The sequence below is a fragment of the Bartonella sp. TT29SHDZB genome (assembly GCF_042193395.1).
Lineage (GTDB): Bacteria > Pseudomonadota > Alphaproteobacteria > Rhizobiales > Rhizobiaceae > Bartonella.
This window is the reverse complement of record NZ_JBHILQ010000024.1, coordinates 1-13,928: the sequence shown is the minus strand read 5'-3', so window position 1 is coordinate 13,928 and position 13,928 is coordinate 1. Positions and strand designations below refer to the sequence as shown.

Below are 13,928 nucleotides of genomic sequence, written 5' to 3'. Positions count from 1 at the left end.
GGAAGCGAATAGTTCCATTCTTAAAGACTAGCCTGCAATCTATTCATTAAAAGGCTTTTCATTTCATAAGATATAGCGTTTTGAATTTCATATCTGTTGTGATGATAGGATCTGTATAATGCCTGCCTATCGTTTTCTAAATTTTTAGAAAGCGTTTTAAATATGATTTTGTCTTTAAATCTTTTTATGCAATTTTATAAATTAAACTTATAAGCTTATAATAGTTTCGCTAAAAATTTAGCGAAATTAAAAAAGTTTATATTACTAACTTCAATGCGATTTTTAAGTGATAAAAACGTATCATAAAATTTATAAACTGTTATGAATGATAACAGCTTTTCATTTCATTTGAATACACACATGCGTTATAATCTTTACATCATGATTTGCTTTTTATGCTCTATTCATACATGGCAATCTTATATCAAAAATGGTCAAATGAATCATGCATAAAAGAATGGATTCTTAAGTGGATTCATATAAAATAATTGCAAACAACATATTGACTTTATTGCGTTTTTTGATATGATATCTTTTAAAGCCTCTAAACGCAAACCTTCCCATTGTTTGATAAGCTCTAATCCTTCTTTCGATATCTTTCTCATCTAACGCTCCATAAAAAAAGCCCCACAAAAGTGAGGCGGCATAAAAATGTTTTCTTATGATCTCTATTGGCTATGCTCTTTGATCAGCTGCTCGACTTCTTCAACACGAAAGCCAAGTTGAAAGAGCGGCGCATATTCGCTTTCCTGTAATTCATACTGACAACGCTTTTCTACAAAATCACCATTTGAATCAAATGGCATGCTTGTTGTTAGACAAACCTTATGCGTGTCATCTTCAATCCCCTCTTCTCCCTCTCCAAGCTCTTTAACAAAAACCCAATAAAAACGTGTTGCTAAAAGATTCCCTAGCCTCCTTACGGTTTCAGCCTTATCAAAGGAATGATCTGCATAACTACGATTGGTCGTAATCGGAACACCATATGCCGACTTTGCATTTATACCTGCCCCTGATTGAAGATAAATATCAACCCAAACATGATGCTACGGATTGTAAACCATCCCTTCTGGACTACTACGCGGGCGGTGATTGAGACACCAAACAGAATTGGGCAAGATATCCCCCGCTTGATAACCCGATAAGAGATGGCCTTCAATCTCACCAACATCCGCACAAAGCGTATGAAATCCGCCAATCTTTTCAGAATTATCCTCTGTATAGCCATTAGGAGCTGTCGGATTTTGCGAAATTTCAAAGGATATCTTATTCGTCTGATCTTTTATAGTGATATATATATAATAATCCTTTCCTGCTTCAATATATTCTTCAAAAGACATCCTTCCACGCCCTGGAACGCAGTAAAAGAGGAACCTACCCCCATTCTCACCACCATGATGAACGCGAAAACATGCACCGTTATTGATCACAAGACCTTTTCTATTTTCCGGATCGGCTTCCAGAAGCCTGTAAAGCTGATCAAAACGCACATCCTCTAAAAAATTAGTGGAAAGAGCACTTACCTTACTTTGAAGCTCAGAAAAACTGTCACTGTTCCTCTGTGCCTTCTCTTGAACTTCTGTCAATGCACTCTTCGCTTCTTCCGCTAACACTTTTGCCTCAGAGGCGGCTGTATTCGCAGAATTTGTCGTTGCTGTCACCGTGTCTAATGGACTCTTGACCTCTCCAAGCCCTTGCTTCGTCGTATCAGCTTCTTCCTTTGCTTGCTCCGCAACACTCTTCGCTTCTTCCGCTGTTGTCTTCGCAGTCTCAGCTACTTCCTTGGCTTCTACAACCAAAGGTTCTACCTTACTGCCTTAGCCTGTGCTGCTTCACAAATGATCAGATCAAATTCTGGTAAACGGTATTTCTTTTGCGCATTTTCAATCACTTGGATTGATTGGTAAGGAGCAAACACCTCAGTCATTGCATTTGCTAAGACTTTATTTTTTTTCAAAGCTTTTAAGCATCAGTTGGTAGCTGATAGAGCCAAGATCTGAGACATCAAGTTCGACAACAGCATCTTTGTTTTACGACGCTTGCCAACTTATGTATCAGAACACACCGCAAAGAAACGCAATGACACTTCTGTATAGAGTGTCCATTCTCTTATCGTTTGTGACATCAAAGCCAGAGAAGGCACGAAAAACAAAACACGCTTGCCAGTTCCGGCTATTTGTTCTGCTATCTTAAAGCTGGTAAAAATCTTCCCCACTCCACATACCACAATAAGTTTGCCGCGATCTGCTTCTTTTAAACCCTCACAGACTTTCTCATACTTTTGGATTTGTTAAAAAGTTATCCCTAATTGGTGCTCTAATTGCTTTTGCAACATTCCCAGCATTGTTTTTTGAAAGCGAATTTATTGCCTATAGAAATGTCGTTAAAATGTAGCTTTTTGGTTTTCACTTTTAAGCTCCCCCCGCGGAGTACGGTGCGAACACCCTCGCATTAATATTCCGAAAGTCTGAAAGTACTTAGTTTGAATCCGCTTTTTTGCTTTTAGTGCTCATCGCACCTAGACATAGAAAAAAATTCCATAATTCCGAGACACCAACAGAGTAGGCTCATTTTTATGATCAAACTTTAGGGCTTTCAGACCCTACTGATCGCTGCATAGACGACCAAAACTACCCCTTAAATAATAAAGTAATTTCAGGAAACTGGCAATTAAAATTAAAGTAATCTCAAAGACTATAAGATTGGATACTCTTCAAAAGAGAGCCAATGCGAAGAACTGTCATCATGGTTAGTCATCACCCCACACAATGCTTCTTTTTCAGAAACCGCACAACGAGATATAAGAAAAAATGTTGTTTGCAAAGTTCTCTCTTGCCTATACAAAGAGAAAATGAAAAATTTGGAGGGCGCCCTATGATAAATGACATTTACTGTGTTGGACGCAATTATGTTGAACATATTCATGAACTAGGCAATGTTGTTGAAGATGAACCTGTTATCTTTAGCAAGCCAAAAAGTTCACTCGTTTTAGGCAATGAAATTTATCTCCCTGATTTTTCAAAAGAAATACATTTTGAAACTGAAATTGTGCTCAAAATCTCAAAGGACGCTTTCATGATCATGGAGGAAGAAGCAGAAGAATGCTATGATGCCGTAGCAATAGGTCTTGATCTCACCGCGCGGGATTTGCAAACAAAACTGAAAGAAAAAAAGCTTCCTTGGCTTTTATCGAAAGGATTTAAAGGCGCTGCATACGTCTCTGACTTCATAAACAAAGAAAAAATAAACACACCAATCACCTTTGCAATGAAGTTGAATGGCGAAACAAGGCAAGTTGGCAATACGAAAAATATGATCTTTAGCTTTGAGAAGATAATCTCATTTTTAAGTCACTACATTCAGCTAAGACGTGGTGATCTCATATACACAGGCACTCCACAGGGTGTCGGAAAACTTTCTCAGTTTGACAGAATAGAATTGTATCTCGAAAATCAATTAATTTCAGAGCTAAAAGTAAAATGAATCATCAAATACTGACCTTTTTCATTGTTTCATTTTTTTTAGTCATCTCACTGGGACCGAATATGGCCCTTATCATAGATAATGCAACGCGACTTGAAAAAAAACGCATTTACGAATGTTTTAGGATTGTATACCGCAACATATGTGCATGGGACATTTTCCATATTGGGTGTATCAACGCTCATTCTCAATAACAAAACGCTGTTTTTTTAGTAAAACTCATGGGAAGCTGCTATTTATTATATATGGGCTTTAAATCGATTAAATCTGGAATACACAGCTTAAATTTAAAAGAAAGAAGTTCAACGAATGAAAAGCATGCTACGAGTGAAACAAAGCTTTTAACCAGCTATATGGACGTTTTTTTGACACAAATACTAAACCCCAAAGTATCTATATTTTACATAGCAGCTTTTCCAAAATTCTTAGCTTCTGGAGGTAGCATTAAAAAAGGTTTTGAACTTGTCACAATACATTCTTTCAACATCTTTGCATGGTTTACTTTAATGACCATTTTTATATCATTTGCCAGTACCACCTTAAAAAAGCAGCGGGTAAAAGGCTCGATTAACATTGCGACAGGAACAGTTTTATCTCTGTTTTCTTTTTTCATTTTCTTTGGATAGTTTTATCTTTTGATAACAAATTCTAAAGTTAATAGAGCAATCTTTTCCTGATTCTGTCTCTCACTATGAATAGCTCAATCTCTAACAGAACTTATAGAACCACCAGTTCTTTCACATTTTCTCCGAAGAATTGAATTACGCTGCATTTCAGTATTATAGCATAAAGACGTTTTGTATAAAGAATTCGAATTTCTCTCAACATTTTATCAAGTGTTATCAATATCTAAAGGGACATCTTATTCACCACTTTAAAAGAAAGAACTATGGTAGCTCTCTTTTCCTCTGTAAAACAAAAGTAATCCCTTCTCACTTATGATAGCACCATACAAACAAAAAAATGATTTTAAAAATCATTTTAATTTTCCATTAAAAATTATTTCTTAAACTAAGATGAGAACTCTCGAGCGCTATTTGAGCAAAAAGTAAAACTCTCACCATTATGAATAATAATAAATAATGCACTGATTACAAATAATAAGTTTCAAAAAATTATAAAAACTCCTGACAACTTTCTGAAATAATTTTAAAAGCCCCACGTCTTTTAATGAACAATCTATTTGTTATTAATAACAATAAAAAGCTCCCTATTCAAATATCTGTTACGTTATTTAAGAGGACAACATTCTCTTTTTTCAAAAGCATATTCTTTTCTTTATCCACACAAAATCATAAAAAACGTTTTTTTCCTTTACACCTCATTTATATCATGCTTCGATACGAAATAATGCTTTTTTAGTGTAATTTAATCTCAAAATAATTAAAGGGAACCCCCAAAAAATGAGCTACAAACAAAATTTAAAAGATAATTCTCAGAATAAGTTGCAGCGTGGACTACACAACCGACATGTACAACTTATAGCCATTGGTGGTGCTATTGGAACAGGTCTCTTCATGGGGGCAGGAAAAACAATTAGTGTAGCAGGTCCTTCCATCATACTCGTTTATGCTATTATCGGTTTTGCTCTATACTTTGTCATGCGTGCTATGGGAGAATTGTTGCTTTCTAATTCACAATACCGATCTCTTATTGATTTTTCAACCGATATGCTAGGACCGGGAATCGCTTTCTTTGTTGGCTGGAGCTATTGGTTGAGCTGGGTTGTAACTGGAGCTGCTGACATTATTGCCATCATCACTTATATGAACTTTTGGTGGCCAACACTCAATCCATGGTTTACCGTTTTTACCTGCATTAGTGTCTTTTTAATCTTTAACCTCTTTGCCGTGAAACTATTCGGTGAACTTGAATTCTGGTTTGGTCTTATCAAAGTCGTCGCAATTTTAGCATTAATTGTTGTGGGATTTTATATGATCGTTACGGGCTTTACCTCTCCCAATGGTACAGTTGCTTCTCTCAATCACGTATGGAACGATGGCAATATCTTTCCGCGAGGAATGACAGGTTTTTTTGCTGGATTTCAAATTGCCATTTTTTCTTTTGTTGGTATAGAAATTGCTGGAACAACCGCTGCTGAAGTAAAAGAACCTAAAAAAGTTCTCCCCAAAGCAATTAATGCAATACCGGTCCGTATTGTACTCTTTTACATTTTTTCTCTCGCTGTAATTATGTCTGTCACACCTTGGGATCAAATTGTTCCAGATAAAAGCCCCTTTGTCTCGATGTTTTGGCTTGCAGGCATTCCGATAGCTGCTGGCTTGGTGAACTTTGTCGTTATCACCTCAGCTGCCTCTTCAGCAAATAGTGGTATTTTTTCTACCAGCCGTATGATATATGGACTTGCAACACAAAAAGGTGCTCCTCCAATTTTAGGTAAACTTTCCAAATACCATGTTCCAGCCAATGCTTTATTCTTTTCCTGCTTATGTATTTTAATAGGGTATACAATTGCCTCACTCTCTCCAAGCCTCATAAGTGCTTTTACAATTGTGACAAGCATTTCAGCTATTGCATTTTTATTCGTATGGTCTGTAATTTTGATTAGCTATATTGTGTATCGTCGCAATCGCCCTCATCTACACACTGAATCCATTTATAAAATGCCAGGAGGTGTTATCATGTGTGGGATAATTTTAGTTTTCTTTGTTTTCATGCTCTATTTGTTGACATTAGAAGCTGATACTCTACTAGCCTTAAAATATAGTATATTCTGGTTTGTTTTCTTAGGTATAATGTATTTTATGTTTGTAAAGAAAAAAATAACTCAAGGTAACAAATAAAGTCTATACATAAAAACATCTCCAAAAAGGGTAATTTTAGTTACCCTTTTTCTACTTAACCTCCTCCCCAAACATCAAAAAACGACGATTCCTACCGGCACCGGTTTGTAAACAATCCGGCTTATTAAGGGGGAATGCTGCTGATCATTTATATGGTTCACCTACATAAGGCTCTATGGGCTAGCCCTGCCCTGAACACTCACCACCCATTCTAAAAATACTTAATGCATAAAATGTTATATGCTTTATATCACTACTCTACACAACAGTATTTTACTGTATAATAGGATGAGAATAAGCTATTCTGTAAAGAACTCTCTATAAAATTCACTGACATTGTTTACTAATAAAACATGAGATTTATCTAAAACTTTTCCCCCTCCAAAAGTTTATATTCAATTTTTTATCAAAATTAAAAATATAGCTTTAAACAGAATATATCTTAATAGCTATCTGCAATAAAAAAAGATTCTATGAAAATATTTTTCTATTTGTAAATAAATTTTAAAGATAACTATTTAAAGATAAACTTTAAATATATTTTTAATATTTTTAATAAAATTTCAGCTATTAAAAAATATTTTCTTTATATAAAAAATTTATATATAATAAATTTATAATTTTATTTATATTTTTCTATAATTAGAAATAATATATTAATATATAATTTAAAATATAAAGATTTTTATATAATATTTTAGTATATAAAAATATATATTAATATAAATTATTATATATATAATATATAATAATACTATATATTATATATTGTATTATATATTATATATAATTTATGTATAAATCATAAAAAATTAAAAAAAATATATTATAATTTGCATTATGTTTTATATATATAAAATAATTACTCCATCATTTAATAATGTTTTTGCTTTATTCACATAAAGTCATAGAAAAAAATTCCTTTACTCCTTAACCATAGCGTGTTCCGATAGAAGGAATTACCTTTTTTAGGGTAATTTTTATTTAAAAATAACTAAGGAGAACTCCCCAAAAATGAACAAACAAAATTTAGAAAAAAAACCTAAGAAGAAATTGCAACGTGGACTACATAACCGACACATACAACTTATAGCCCTTGGTGGAGCGATTGGAACAGGTCTCTTCATGGGATCAGGAAAAACAATCAGTGTAGCAGGACCTTCGATTCTACTCGTTTATGCAATTATTGGTTGTGCTCTATACTTTGTCATGCGTGCTATGGGAGAGTTATTGCTTTCTAATACACAATATCGATCTTTTATTGACTTCTCAACCGATCTTCTAGGACCGTGTGCTGGATTCTTTATCGGCTGGACATATTGGTTGTGTTGGATTGTCACTGGAACTGCTGAAATTATTGCGATTGTCACTTATACACACTTTTGGTGGCCTGAACTCAATCCATGGATTCCTGTTATAATTGGTCTTATGTCCTTTTTAATTCTTAACCTCGTCGCCGTAAAACTATTTGGCGAACTTGAGTTTTGGTTTGGTTTTATAAAAATCGTAGCAATTCTAGTCTTAATTGTTGTAGGATTTTATATGATCTTTACCGGTTTTGTCTCTCCAAACGGTACAGTTGCTTCTCTTAGCCATATATGGAACGGTGGGAATATTTTTCCGCGAGGAATTACAGGCTTTTTTGCTGGATTTCAAATTGTTATTTTTGCTTTTGTTGGCATTGAACTCGCTGGAACAGCTGCTGCTGAAGTAAAAGAGCCTCAAAAAGCTTTACCACAGGCTGTTAATTCAATACCAATCCGCATTGTATTCTTTTATATATTCTCTCTTCTTGTGATTATGTCTGTGACGCCGTGGGATCAAATCAGTCCAGAAAAAAGCCCATTTGTAACAATGTATGCACTTATTGGTATTCCAACTGCTGCAGGTTTGATGAACTTTGTTGTCCTCACAGCTGCCGCATCTTCAGCAAATAGTGGAATTTTTTCTACCAGCCGTATGATATATGGGCTAGCAACACAAAAGGGTGCTCCTAAATTTTTAGGAAAACTTTCTCGTAACCACGTTCCAGCCAACGCATTATTCTTTTCATGTTTATGCATCTTATTTGGTTATGCCGTTGTATCGTTATCTCAAACACTCATAGCTGCTTTTACAATTGTTACGACAATTGCCGCAACTTTGTTTATATTTGTATGGTCTATCATTTTGATCAGCTATATCGTCTATCGCCGCAATCGTCCTCTCCAGCATACTGTCTCTCCTTATAAAATGCCAGGAGGTGTTGTTATGTGTTGGGCGCTTCTTGTTTTCTTTGCATTCATTATCTATTTATTATCATTAGAAGCTGATACTGCCATAGCTTTAAAATACACTCCAGCGTGGTTCATATTTTTAGGAATTGTATACTTTCTTTTTGGGAAAAAGAATTATGCAAAAAATTAAAAAATAAAGCTTATGTTTCCAAAAACATATAAAAAAGGGTAACTAAAGTTACCCTTTTTTTGATATTTATCTATAAAATTATAAAAGCTATTGACAAAATATCTCTGTAGAAGCTTCAATTACGCTCTTTATCAACCAAAGCATTCGATTTTATCCAAGGCATCATAGAACGAAGTTTTTTACCAACTTCTTCAATAGGATGATTATCATTTAAACGCCGCATACTTTTAAAATGAGCAGCACCAGCTTTATATTCTTGAATCCAATTCGATGTAAATTTACCCGTTTGAATATCTTTCAATATACGTTTCATTTCTGCTCTAGTTTTATCCGTAATCACACGTGGACCAGACATATATTCACCCCATTCAGCTGTATTAGAAATCGAATAATTCATATTTGCAATGCCCCCTTCATACATGAGATCAACAATCAGTTTCACTTCATGTAAACACTCAAAATAAGCCATTTCTGGTGCATAACCTGCTTCCGTTAGCGTTTCATAACCGGCTCGAATCAATTCAACAAGACCACCACAAAGAACCGCTTGTTCACCAAAAAGATCAGTTTCGCACTCTTCTTTAAATGTTGTTTCAATCACCCCAGCACGTCCACCACCAAGTCCACATGCATAAGATAATGCTACATTATGTGCATGCCCTGAAGCATCTTGCGCCACCGCTATTAAGCAAGGAACACCACACCCCCGTTGGTATTCATGACGAACTGTATGCCCTGGACCTTTAGGAGCAATCATCACAATATCAACGTTTTTTTTAGGTTCAATCAAGCCAAAATGAATGCTCAAACCATGGGCAAAAGCAATTGCTGCCCCATCACGTAAATGGTCATGAATATGCTCTTTATAAATATCAGCTTGCAATTCATCTGGTGTTGCCATCATAATGAGATCTGCCCATTTTGCTGCTTCAGCAACACTCACCACTTCAAAACCATCGGCTGTAGCCTTTTTAACTGTTTCCGACCCTGAACGCAAAGCTATTTGTACATTTTTAACACCGGAATCTTTCAAATTTAAAGCATGCGCACGCCCTTGAGAACCATAACCAACAATGGCTACTTTTTTCCCTTTAATGAGATTAACATCCGCATCACGATCATAATAAACACGCATAAAAACACTTCCTTCTTTCTCTATTTAAACTGGATTTCAGATTACTTATTTATTCAATAAGAAACATTATCTTCAGTGCATCACACACTATAAAGACAAAAAACGCTGCTTATAAGAACAGAGCAATTGAATAAGCTTTTAAAGTTTACATATTGTATAGAAAAAACTGTGGTCCCCAAACATTCCAAAAACATATACGGATCCCCAAATACACTTCAACTGCTTCTCTAAAAGAACGATATATTACATAAAACAAGATTTCTAAAGAAAATATACCTGCTAATACTCTACTCTTCTATTGCGTATATTGCGCAACAAAACATTATATCCTAAAAATTAAAATACAACATACAATTCTTAACATGAACCAAATCAATACGGATAGCAAGAAAAATTACAAAATAACAAGTATTGTTTTAATACAACCTTCAAAAGCATATACAACAAGATCTTTAGAATAATAGAGAGGATGCTTTTACTTTTTACATTCTTTTAATATCCACGCCTCTCACACGAAGAATCCCCCCATACGGCTATTATGTTATCCATTTATGGCGCCTTATAAAAAAATTTTAATATGCTCAAGCCCTTTTCAAGAATTCCCTATAATAGTGTAAGTTTTATTGCACATCACTCTCTTTACTTCATAAAGCTACAAGTCGATATTATCATTCTATTTAACAGCTCCTATTGCATTAAGCTTATTCATAAGGAGATTTTACGTTATACTATTTACAGATAACCCAAAAATGAGCTCAAATATCAAGAAAATTTATGTATTGATCCATTAAAATCCTACGCACTCCTTTATAATGGAAATACTTTCAAAACCCTATTTCTTCTCCATTCAAAGAAATTATAATAAGAAGATTTTAAAACTTCCTCATAATGGATAGTACAAATAAAAACATCGCATACACTCAAAAACAAAAGATAGAAAGCAACCAATAAATAGAGGAACAATAGAATATTTATAATGCACGATAATAGTGCTATTTATCTCAAACATATATTATGTTCTAAGATAAATTGGCAAACCTCTATAAAAATTTCTTTTCCAATTTTTATAGAGAGAAAAAGATTACGATAATAACCGAATAAAACGCTGAACAGTCTCATGTATTCCATACTCTAATGCATCAGCAATGAGCCCATGGCCAATAGAAACTTCATAAAGCCAAGGAATATTTTTGACAAGAGCAGGAAGATTCATAAGTGTCAGATCATGCCCCGCGTTTATACCTAACTGCAATTCTTTTGCTCTTCTTGCTGCTAAAACAAGTTTATTGAGCTCTTGATCTTGTTTTGTTTTATCCTGAAATGCACCACCGTAAGGTCCCGTGTAAAATTCCACACGATCAGCGCCCATTGTTTTAGCAATATCCAGACCATCGACAGTAGGATTAGCAAAAAGGGATACACGAATCTTTCTGTTTTTTAAATTCTGAATAATAGGTGCTAAAAATTCTGCATCATGAGCAAAATTCCAACCATGATCAGACGTTGACTGATCTGGATCATCAGGAACAAGGGTAATCTGATCCGCATAGTTTTTAGCGATATCCAAAAATTGATCACTGGGATAACCTTCAATATTAAACTCAGCAGTAGGAAAAGTATTCTTTATTAAACAGTATATATCTGGCAAATCCGCAAAACGAATATGCCTTTCATCAGGGCGTGGATGAACCGTCAAACCTGCTGCTCCAGCAGCAAGCGCTATATGCCCAATATTCGTTATACTTGGCCACGGAAGATTACGTCGATTACGCAAAACAGCAACAGCATTAAGATTAACCGAAAGTTTTACCGCCATACCCATTTCCATTTTTTATAGTGTGTAACAAGATAGAAAAAAGGCATTTTCCATCTGAAACTTAGATGATATACACATTTTTTTCTATCGAACAATCGTTAAACGCTCTGCTGCGCGGGTAATTCCCGTATAAAGCCAGCGCGCATACATATCACGAAATGCAAAACTTTCATCAAACAAAACGACATTATTCCATTGCGAACCTTGCGCCTTATGAACCGTCAATGCATACCCATAATCAAAATCATCATATCGCTTTTTTAATTGCCATGAAATTTCTTGATCAGGGTTTTCAAACGCTGCTTTTAAAAGTTTAATCTTTGCTACCCCACGCTCACTTTCTTCTGGTTTCACAAGAAGATTAATACTTGGTTTAACGGTCTCCTTCTGTGAAGTCATCACCTTCCATAAAGAGCCATTCAACAAACCTTTAATAGGATCATTTCGCAAACACACCAGTTTATCTCCCGCTTGCGGATAATCTGCTGTAAATCCCTTTAACACACGCAAACGCTGATTATAAAGGTGGCGTGTACGATTAATCCCTACCAAGACCTGATCAGCATCCAAAACCAATTGTTGATTGACCTCTTTACGTGTCACAACGCGCGCTTCTCCATAGTCACCATAAGCAATATCGCGTCCTTCACGTACATCCATAGCAAGACGTATAATCGGATTATCGCGCGCTTGCCGATGAATTTCTGAAAGAAGAAAATCTGGTTCCCCATTAGAAAAAAAGCCCCCACCTGATATAGGAGGCAATTGACCTGGATCACCAAGAACAAGAATTGGCGTTCGAAAACTCATTAAATCACGGGCCAATTGTTCATCAACCATTGAGCACTCATCAACAATAATGAGTTTAGCTTGTGTAGCAGCACTTCTTCGATTTAACGTAAATGTTGGAGCAATAGACTTTTTTCCTGTTATTTCATCGGAAACTTCCTCTTCTCCACGTGGACAATAAATTAGCGAATGAATAGTACAAGCATTGCTTGCACCTTTAGAACGCAAAACCTGCGCCGCCTTCCCTGTAAAAGCAGCAAATTGAACAGAACCATCAACTGTCTCTGCAAAATAGCGCGCAAGCGTCGTCTTACCCGTCCCCGCATAGCCAAAAAGGCGAAAAAGAGGAGAACGCCCTTCCCTCAACCACGCGGCAACAGCCTTCAATGCATTATCCTGTTCCCGTGAAAACTGCATAGCTTACCAACATAAGATTTGCATAAAAAAAGCAGTATTTTGAAAAAAACCGACTATCAAGAAAAACTTTTTTATTAAGAATTGCTGACACACGCCCATCTAACAACTTTCGTAGCACAATTATCAATTATTTACCCATTGTTTTTCCAAGATATTGTAACAATCTAAATTTTATCTATACATCGATCTTCTGGGTAACACCTTATACTTATCAAATAAAATATCATTTTTTACAACAGTAACACCAACAATGGAATATGCATATCTTAAATTTAAAATAACACCTCTATACGCTTTTTCTAACCAAAATTTAGAATGAGAAAAAGAGTATTGCAATTGCAAAAACCGCGCTAGAAAAAATGTCCTTAACAGGATAAGAATAATGTCATTTTATGAATACTATTCTACACAATCAATCAGCTTTCTTGCTCATAAAAATTAAAGTACATCCACTATTACGAAATAATCATTAAATATATCAAAAACCTTTTGGTAAAAATAGAAATAGCTCTCAACAAAACGACTTAATCCTACAATGATACACCTATAAGGTTCTTATTTCCCTCTTATCATGATTTTAATAAATTTACTCTTCATGCTACAAATATGTTATATCTCAACGAATAAAGAGAGACATCACGCTTATATGCAGCACGCTTTATCTCGCACAAATATGGAGCTTTGTCTATTTCGACAATAAAATCTGGTTCGTAAGTATGGCCTTTTTAGTAGTCTATTATAAGAAAACTGGAACATGGTTTCAGTCCAGCGTAACACTTCAGGTTCATCCTCTAAAATATGAGAAAAGCACAATTCTCCATCGACTGAGTCAAACTTTTTCTTTTTATCACAATGTTTTAAAGTTTATAAAAACTAATTAATTAATGCTATTCTTATTGCTAGAAATAACAAGACCTCTTTTTATCTATATAGATAATTGATTTTATATATCTTTTTTAAAGTACGGGATACGTAAATAAAAGTTAGGGAATAGGATTTTCTAACATTTCTCTATAAAGCACGCTTCGCACAATGTTTCTAATGTTTCTTTGAAGTCTGCTAACGCTTCTTGATGTAA

9 protein-coding genes and 2 pseudogenes are annotated in these 13,928 nt (G+C 34.9%); 4 read left to right on the top strand and 7 right to left on the bottom strand.

Features of this window, described 5'->3' with window-relative positions:
* Window positions 1-524 precede the first annotated feature (524 nt).
* The 4 genes and pseudogenes from ACFIJJ_RS08305 to ACFIJJ_RS08290 form a co-directional block, all read right to left on the bottom strand.
* A pseudogene (locus ACFIJJ_RS08305) lies at window positions 525-605 on the bottom strand (lysozyme); the annotation flags it as partial.
* Window positions 606-668: 63 nt separating this feature from the next.
* A complete protein-coding gene (locus ACFIJJ_RS08300; RefSeq protein ID WP_375646601.1) occupies window positions 669-974 on the bottom strand; it encodes a hypothetical protein in 306 nt (101 codons plus the stop codon).
* A 72-nt stretch (window positions 975-1,046) separates the two neighbouring features.
* A complete protein-coding gene (locus ACFIJJ_RS08295; RefSeq protein ID WP_375646600.1) occupies window positions 1,047-1,799 on the bottom strand; it encodes a hypothetical protein in 753 nt (250 codons plus the stop codon).
* Window positions 1,800-1,825: 26 nt separating this feature from the next.
* A pseudogene (locus tag ACFIJJ_RS08290) lies at window positions 1,826-2,290 on the bottom strand (DEAD/DEAH box helicase family protein); the annotation flags it as partial.
* Between the two features lie 584 nt (window positions 2,291-2,874).
* On the opposite strand from ACFIJJ_RS08290, the gene ACFIJJ_RS08285 reads away from it, so the two are divergent.
* The 4 genes from ACFIJJ_RS08285 to ACFIJJ_RS08270 all read left to right on the top strand — a co-directional run bounded on the left by ACFIJJ_RS08285 (window position 2,875) and on the right by ACFIJJ_RS08270 (window position 8,693).
* Complete coding sequence (locus tag ACFIJJ_RS08285) at window positions 2,875-3,483, top strand: fumarylacetoacetate hydrolase family protein (protein WP_375623306.1); 609 nt, start codon at window positions 2,875-2,877, stop codon at window positions 3,481-3,483.
* 221 nt (window positions 3,484-3,704) lie between these two features.
* The gene (locus ACFIJJ_RS08280) at window positions 3,705-4,109 is read left to right on the top strand and encodes a LysE family translocator (RefSeq protein WP_375646599.1); all 405 of its coding nucleotides are present in this window, start codon (window positions 3,705-3,707) and stop codon (window positions 4,107-4,109) included.
* Window positions 4,110-4,886: 777 nt separating this feature from the next.
* Entirely contained in the window at window positions 4,887-6,287 is a 1,401-nt protein-coding gene (locus tag ACFIJJ_RS08275; RefSeq protein ID WP_375623310.1) for an amino acid permease, read from the top strand.
* Window positions 6,288-7,301: 1,014 nt separating this feature from the next.
* Window positions 7,302-8,693 carry an amino acid permease gene (locus ACFIJJ_RS08270; protein WP_375623312.1) on the top strand — a complete coding sequence of 464 codons (1,392 nt, stop codon included), beginning with the start codon at window positions 7,302-7,304 and terminating at the stop codon, window positions 8,691-8,693.
* A gap of 115 nt (window positions 8,694-8,808) precedes the next feature.
* Here ACFIJJ_RS08270 and ilvC read toward each other — a convergent pair whose 3' ends face one another.
* The 3 genes from ilvC to ACFIJJ_RS08255 form a co-directional block, all read right to left on the bottom strand.
* Window positions 8,809-9,828, bottom strand: a complete 1,020-nt coding sequence (gene ilvC, locus ACFIJJ_RS08265; RefSeq protein WP_375623314.1) for a ketol-acid reductoisomerase — start codon at window positions 9,826-9,828, stop codon at window positions 8,809-8,811.
* Window positions 9,829-10,909: 1,081 nt separating this feature from the next.
* The gene (locus ACFIJJ_RS08260) at window positions 10,910-11,644 is read right to left on the bottom strand and encodes a pyridoxine 5'-phosphate synthase (protein ID WP_375623316.1); all 735 of its coding nucleotides are present in this window, start codon (window positions 11,642-11,644) and stop codon (window positions 10,910-10,912) included.
* 84 nt (window positions 11,645-11,728) lie between these two features.
* Window positions 11,729-12,850 carry an ATP-dependent RecD-like DNA helicase gene (locus ACFIJJ_RS08255; protein WP_375623318.1) on the bottom strand — a complete coding sequence of 374 codons (1,122 nt, stop codon included), beginning with the start codon at window positions 12,848-12,850 and terminating at the stop codon, window positions 11,729-11,731.
* Between the last annotated feature and the right edge of the window lie 1,078 nt (window positions 12,851-13,928).